4 protein-coding genes are annotated in these 5,255 nt (G+C 63.2%); 1 reads left to right on the top strand and 3 read right to left on the bottom strand.

Features of this window, described 5'->3' with window-relative positions:
- The coding region (locus ACGVJ8_RS11485; RefSeq protein ID WP_392348227.1) for a hypothetical protein at positions 1–223 on the bottom strand (223 nt) is incomplete at its 3' end.
- Positions 124–540: a hypothetical protein gene (locus ACGVJ8_RS11490; RefSeq protein WP_392348229.1), complete on the bottom strand. Its 417-nt coding sequence runs from the start codon at positions 538–540 to the stop codon at positions 124–126. The genes ACGVJ8_RS11485 and ACGVJ8_RS11490, both read right to left, overlap by 100 nt.
- Before the next feature lie 25 nt (positions 541–565).
- Here ACGVJ8_RS11490 and alaS point away from each other — a divergent pair, with 25 nt between their 5' ends.
- On the top strand, positions 566–3,235 hold the full coding sequence (gene alaS, locus ACGVJ8_RS11495) for an alanine--tRNA ligase (RefSeq protein ID WP_392348223.1): 2,670 nt from the start codon (positions 566–568) through the stop codon (positions 3,233–3,235).
- Here alaS and speA read toward each other — a convergent pair.
- Positions 3,226–5,166 (bottom strand): biosynthetic arginine decarboxylase, encoded by a 1,941-nt coding sequence (gene speA / locus ACGVJ8_RS11500; protein ID WP_392348225.1) that lies wholly within the window; start codon positions 5,164–5,166, stop codon positions 3,226–3,228. The two genes, alaS and speA, sit on opposite strands and share 10 nt — an antisense overlap.
- Between the last annotated feature and the right edge of the window lie 89 nt (positions 5,167–5,255).

A 5,255-nucleotide genomic window follows, 5' to 3' on the forward strand; every position in this document is an offset into this window, starting at 1 on the left:
CCGGTGTGAGGCCCGGGCCTTTCGGTGTGGCCACCCGCCAGGTGTCAGCCCAAACGAGCAGTGCCGGTTGACCGGAACTGCTGGAGGTGCGGATGGCGGGAAGCCAGGTGGCGTGCAGCAGGCTCATGGCCGCGACGCGGGTAGGAAGCGGAGGGTGCCGTGGAGCAGGAAAGCACTGCCGATCAACGGCAGCCAGGCCTGAAGTAGCTCCAATAGTAATGATGCCAGGCCATCGACCTGCCAGTTGTCAAGGGGTAGGGGCATGCCGAGGCTGCGCAGCCCGCAGACCGCTCCCACCAGGCCCGCCTGCAGATGCCCGTCGTCGGGGTCCACCCGTTGCAGGTGGAAGTCCAGCAGGCCGTAAAAGAGGCCACAACCGCCGGAACGCACAGCAGCTTCCAGGCCCCAGGGCAAGCTCAGCAGCCCAGCGCTCATGCCGGCAGCCAGCGCCCAACCGATCGACTGCAGCCGCAGTCGCTGGCGAATATTGGGATCACTGGGTGGAACGGCCACGGGCACCGGCGGTTCAAAGGCGATCATGACGGCAGGGTCCCCCTTTCCTGTCATGGTTGCCGCCGCATCGTCGTCTTCTGCAGCGTCTGCACCGCGCAGTGGGGAGGAGATCCGTGAGGCCTTCCTCAACTTCTATGCCGAGCGCGGTCACAAGCGGATGGCCAGCGCTTCATTGATTTCTGAAGACCCAACGGTCTTGCTCACCATTGCGGGAATGCTGCCGTTCAAGCCGGTTTTTCTGGGTCAGCAGGAGCGACCCGCGCCTCGGGCCACCAGTTCGCAGAAGTGCATCCGTACCAATGACATTGAGAACGTGGGGCGCACGGCACGGCATCACACCTTTTTCGAGATGCTCGGCAACTTCTCGTTCGGGGATTACTTCAAGCAGCAGGCGATTGAGTGGGCCTGGGAGCTCAGCACCGGCGTTTATGGCATCGACCCCACGAACCTGGTGGTGAGCGTTTTCCGGAAAGACGACGAAGCCGAGCAGATCTGGCGCGATGTGGTCGGGGTGAATCCCAAGCGGATCATCCGCATGGATGAGGCCGACAACTTCTGGGCCTCCGGTTCCACCGGCCCCTGTGGCCCCTGCTCGGAGATCTATTACGACTTCAATCCGGAGCTGGGGGATGAGGGCATCGATCTCGAGAACGACGACCGTTTCATCGAGTTCTACAACTTGGTGTTCATGCAGTACAACCGCGATGCGGAAGGCAATCTCACGCCGCTGGCCAACCGCAACATCGACACCGGCATGGGCCTCGAGCGGATGGCCCAGATCCTGCAGAAGGTTCCTAACAATTATGAAACCGATCTGATCTTTCCGCTGATCCAAACGGCCGCGGATCTGGCGGGGGTCGACTACCACCAGCTCAACGATAAGGGCAAGACGTCGCTGAAGGTGATCGGCGACCACAGCCGTGCGGTGACGCAGCTGATCTGCGATGGTGTCACTGCCAGCAACCTGGGCCGCGGCTACATCCTGCGGCGCCTGCTGCGCCGGGTGGTGCGCCATGGCCGCCTGCTGGGCATCGACAAACCCTTCCTCGTCACCATGGGGGAAGCGGCGATTGCCCTGCTGAAGGGGGCCCACCCCAGCGTGCTCGAGCGCCAGGAGGTGATCCTGGCCGAACTCCAGCGGGAGGAAGCCCGCTTTCTGGAGACCCTCGAGCGCGGCGAGAAGTTGCTGACGGAGGTGCTGGCCTTCAAACCAAAGCAGATCAGTGGTGCCCAGGCTTTTGAGCTGTACGACACCTATGGCTTCCCGCTTGAGCTCATCCAGGAGATCGCAGAGGAGCAGGGCCTGGCCGTCGACCTCGACGGCTTCGAGGTGGCGATGGAGGAGCAGCGTCAGCGGGCCAAGGCAGCTGCGGTGAGTATTGACCTCACGCTGCAGGATGCGATCGATCAGGTGGTGGCGAATCAGACGGCCACCTGTTTCCAGGGGTATGAAGCCCTCGATCACGCCTCCTGCGTGCAGGCGTTGGTGGTGAACGGCGAACCAGCCAGCACCGCCAAGGCGGGTGATGCGGTTCAGGTGGTGCTCGACACCACGCCGTTCTATGGAGAAGGCGGCGGTCAGGTGGGCGATCGCGGTGTGCTGGCGGGCAGCGATTTGATCGTTCGGATTGCGTCGGTGAGCCGCAGCCGTGATGTTTTCGTCCATGCCGGGCGGGTGGAACGTGGCGAGCTCACCCTGGGCGACACCGTGAAGGCTCAGGTGGACCGCGCCTGCCGGCGTCGGGCCCAGGCCAATCACACCGCCACCCACATGCTGCAGGCTGCGCTCAAGCAGGTGGTGGATCCAGGCATCGGCCAGGCCGGATCCCTGGTGGATTTCGATCGCCTGCGCTTCGACTTCCACTGCCCCACCGCGGTGACGGCGGATCAGTTGCAGCAGGTTGAAACCCTGATCAACGGCTGGATCAACGAGGCCCATGCGCTGCAGGTGCAGGAGATGGCGATCGATCAGGCCAAGGCGGCCGGTGCCGTGGCGATGTTCGGTGAAAAATACGCCGATGTGGTACGTGTGGTCGACGTGCCCGGTGTGTCGATGGAGCTCTGCGGCGGCACTCATGTGGCCAATACTGCTGAGATCGGTCTGTTCAAGATCGTGGCGGAAAGTGGCGTTGCCGCCGGCATCCGCCGGATTGAAGCGGTCGCTGGCCCCGCCGTGCTCGCCTATCTGAACGAGCGCGATGCAGTGGTGAAGCAGCTGGGGGATCGCTTCAAGGCCCAGCCGGCCGAGCTCGTTGACCGTGTGGCGGCCCTTCAGGAGGAGCTCAAGGCCACCGGCAAGGCGCTGGCCGCGGCTCAGGCTGAGCTGGCGGTGGCCAAGGCGGGGGCTCTGGTCGCCAAGGCCGAGGCTGTGGGTGAGTTCCAGCTGCTGGTGGAACGCCTTGACGGTGTGGATGCTGCAGGTCTGCAGGGGGCAGCCCAGAGCCTGGTGGATCAGCTGGGGGACGGTGCGGCCGTGGTGATCGGCGGTCTGCCGGATCCCGGCGATATGAGCAAGGTGATCCTGGTGGCGGCCTTCGGCAAGCAGGTGATCGCCGCCAAGCTCCAGGCTGGCAAGTTCATCGGTGGAATCGCCAAGCAGTGCGGCGGTGGTGGCGGTGGTCGCCCGAACCTGGCCCAGGCTGGGGGTCGCGATGGTGCTGCCCTGCCTGCTGCTCTTGAGGCCGCTCGCTCAGAGTTGGCGGCAGCGTTGTCTCAGTCCTGAAGGTAGGTGGTTTGGCGGAGGCTGCTTTCGAGGTGATCAAGCAGGCGTCGTGATTCATCGATGCGCAGCTGACCGTTGTTGATGGCCGCCTCCGCCGCCACCCGCAACCGCTCCAGCAAGGATCGGGGGTCGTGCTCCATGGCCTCCAGCACATCGGCATTGGTGTCACCCCGCACGACGTGGTCAATGCGATAGCTGCCGCCTGGGCTGAGGCGAATGTGCACGGCATTGGTTGTGCCAAACAGGTTGTGCAGACTGCCCATCACCTCTTGGTACGCCCCGCTGAGGAACAGGCCGATCAGATAAGGGTTGTCGCGGTCGAGCTCATGCAGCTCCAGTAGGTGTTTCGGTTGTCCGTCTCCGATGAAGCGATCCAGGCGTCCATCGGAATCGCAGGTGAGGTCGGCGAGGTTGGCCAGTCGGGTCGGCCGTTGATCCAGCTGCTGGATGGGCACCACCGGAAACAGCTGATCAATGGCCCAGGTGTCGGGAGCTGAGCGAAAGATCGACAAGTTGGCGTAATAGGTCCGAGCCAACGCCTTGCTCAGGGCTGCGAGCTCTTCCGGGATGGCTTGATCCTTGGGCAGCCGTTGGGCGATGGCATCAGCGCAGGCCCACGTCAGTTGTTCGGCCGTGGCGCGGTCGGGCAGCCCCATGTACCCGAGTCGGAATGCGGCGAGCACATCTTGTTTGAACTTCAAGGCATCGTTCCAGGCTTCCTGCAGTCGCACCAATTGCGCATCCGCCGTCTCTGATAACTCCTGAATGGCGGCGAGGGTGTCCCGCAAGTTGCGAACGGTCAGTGGCTCGTCTCCACTGGCAGTGGGAATCGATGCGGGGAGTGCACTGCTGCCCAGGACGTCGAACACCAGTAGGGAGAAATGGCTGGCAATGGCGCGGCCGCTTTCGCTCACCAGCGTGGGCACGGCAATACCATTGGGTTCGCAGCACTCTCGCACCGTGGCGACAACGTCGTTGGCGTAGTTCTGCAGCGAGTAGTTCGTGGATGCCGCCGATGCGGTGCGGCTGCCGTCGTAGTCGATGCCGAGTCCACCACCCACATCCAGGAACCCCATCGGAGCCCCCAGTCGGGTGAGCTCCACATAGATCTGTCCCGCCTCCTGGAGAGCGTCCTTGAGCACGGCAATGTCGTTGATCTGGCTGCCGATGTGGAAGTGCTGCAGGCGCAGATCTTGGAGCAGGTTGTTCTCCCGCAGCCGCTCCACTGTTGCCAGCAATTCGGGAATGGAGAGGCCGAATTTGGCTGTGTCGCCAACGGAACTGCCCCAGCGCCCCGTGCTGCGGCTGGAGAGCTTGGCTCGCACGCCGATATAGGGCGCTGCTCCCAGGCTCTTGCTGGCCTCAATAATCCGGTCAACTTCGTCCGGTTGTTCAATCACCACCACCGGTTGGCGTCCCAGACGTCGCGCCAGAATTGCGGTCTCGATATAAAGCCGGTCCTTGTAGCCGTTGCAGATCAACAGGGCTTCGGGGTCGTCCAGCAGCGAGAGAGCGATCAGCAGTTCCGCTTTGCTGCCCGCTTCCAGTCCGAAGTTCCAGCGCTTGCCGCAGCTCACCAACTCCTCAACCACGTGGCGTTGTTGGTTGCACTTCACCGGAAATACGCCTTGATAGCGGCCGGAGTAGCTGTACTGCGCGATGGCGCGTTCAAAGGCGGTGTGGAGTCGCTCCAAGCGGTCTTCGAGGATGTCGTCGAAGCGAATCAGCAGTGGCAGCGCCAGGTTGCGGCTTTTCAGCTCCGACACCAGATCCACCAGATCCAGGCTGCCGCCGCGATTCCCCTGGGGTTGAACGCTGATGTGACCGAGTCCATTGATGGAAAAGTACGGGTCGCCCCAGCGGTCGAGGCCGTACAGCGCAGCACTGTCCTGAATCGACCAGTGTTCGCTGTCTGACACCTGCGTCTGCATCAAGTAGATGGCTGGAATCTAGGGACATTCCCGGCGCTGCCCAAGGCCCGTGCTTGCCAAGCGGGGTGGCCAGCACTGACGATGGCGGC

This window comes from Parasynechococcus sp. (assembly GCF_042954245.1).
GTDB lineage: Bacteria > Cyanobacteriota > Cyanobacteriia > PCC-6307 > Cyanobiaceae > Parasynechococcus.

Bases quoted from the DNA above. Each gene is read 5' to 3' on its own strand.
- alaS (WP_392348223.1), top strand. From the start codon at position 566: ATGGTTGCCGCCGCATCGTCGTCTTCTGCAGCGTCTGCACCGCGCAGT.
- ACGVJ8_RS11490 (WP_392348229.1), bottom strand. From the start codon at position 540: ATGATCGCCTTTGAACCGCCGGTGCCCGTGGCCGTTCCACCCAGTGAT.
- speA (WP_392348225.1), bottom strand. From the start codon at position 5,166: ATGCAGACGCAGGTGTCAGACAGCGAACACTGGTCGATTCAGGACAGT.